The 1141-nt window shown below is 68.1% G+C and carries 1 protein-coding gene; it reads left to right on the top strand.

Translation table 11 applies throughout. The annotated features are described in order from the left end of the window. Window positions 1–1027, top strand: a 1027-nt coding sequence (locus VXC91_RS45905) for an IS1634 family transposase (protein WP_329513254.1), incomplete at its 5' end; no start/stop codon positions are given. Window positions 1028–1141 lie beyond the last annotated feature (114 nt).

The following is a 1141-nucleotide window of genomic DNA, read 5'->3' as shown; positions in this document are numbered from 1 at the left end:
GAGCATGAAGTCGTTCCGCGCGTACGGGAAGAGCAAGGACCACCGCCCGGACCTGCCGCAGGTCGTCATCGGCATGGCCGTCACCCGCACCGGCATCCCGATCCGCGTCTGGAGCTGGCCCGGCAACACCGGCGACCAGGCCCTGATCCGCCAGGTCCGCGAGGACCTGCGCGAGTGGAAGCTGACCCGCGTCGTGTGGGTCGCCGACCGCGGCTTCGCCTCCGAGACCAACCGCCGCTTCCTCCAGCGCGCCGGTGGCCACTACATCCTCGGTGAGAAGATCCGCTCCGGCTCGCCCGCCGCCCAGGCCGCCCTGTCCCGACAGGGCCGCTACGCACACGTCGCCGACAACATGCAGGTCAAGCAGGTCCAACTTCCCGACACCCCAGACCGGTTCGTCATCTGCCATAACCCCGACCAGGCCACGCGCGACGCCGCGATCCGCGCCGACCTGCTCACCCAGCTCGAAGAGGAGATCAAGAACTCCGACAAGCTGTCCGCGGCCAAGCGCGCCGAACTGCGCGGAAAGCTGTCGACCAAACCCGGCCTGCACCGCTTCCTGCGCACCACCCCCGGCGGCCTGCTGCGGATCGACAAGGCCGCCATCAAGGCCGAGGAACGCCTGGACGGCAAGTTCCTGCTGCGCTGCAGCGACCCGCACCTGTCCGCCGAAGACATCGCGACCGGCTACAAGCAGTTGCTGGAAGTCGAGCGCGGCTGGCGCGACATGAAGACGATCATCGATCTGCGGCCCGTCTACCACCGCAAGGAAGACCGGATACGCGCCCATGTCCTGCTCTGCTGGCTCGCGTTGCTGCTGATCCGCATCGCCGAGACCACCTGCGACGACACCTGGCTGAACCTGCGCGAGGAACTCCAGCGCATCCACGTCGGCACCTTCACCGGCCCCGCCGGCACCTTCCGTCAGCGCACCGAGACCAGCCCCGCCCAACGCGCCATCCTCGCCAAGCTCGGCGTCACCGAGCCCAAGCGCATCATCACCCTGGAACCCGGCACCCCCGGCTGACCAGCCAAAACGCCCCCGACTAGACACACGCCGACCCGGCGTGCGATCACGCGTATCCGCAGGTCAACCCATATTTTCGTGTACTAGACCGCCACCTCAGCTGCGGAACTCCGG

This window comes from Streptomyces chiangmaiensis (genome assembly GCF_036281785.1).
Lineage (GTDB): Bacteria > Actinomycetota > Actinomycetes > Streptomycetales > Streptomycetaceae > Streptomyces > Streptomyces chiangmaiensis.
Note: the sequence above shows the minus strand (reverse complement) of the source record. Positions and strands in the feature narration are given on the sequence as shown.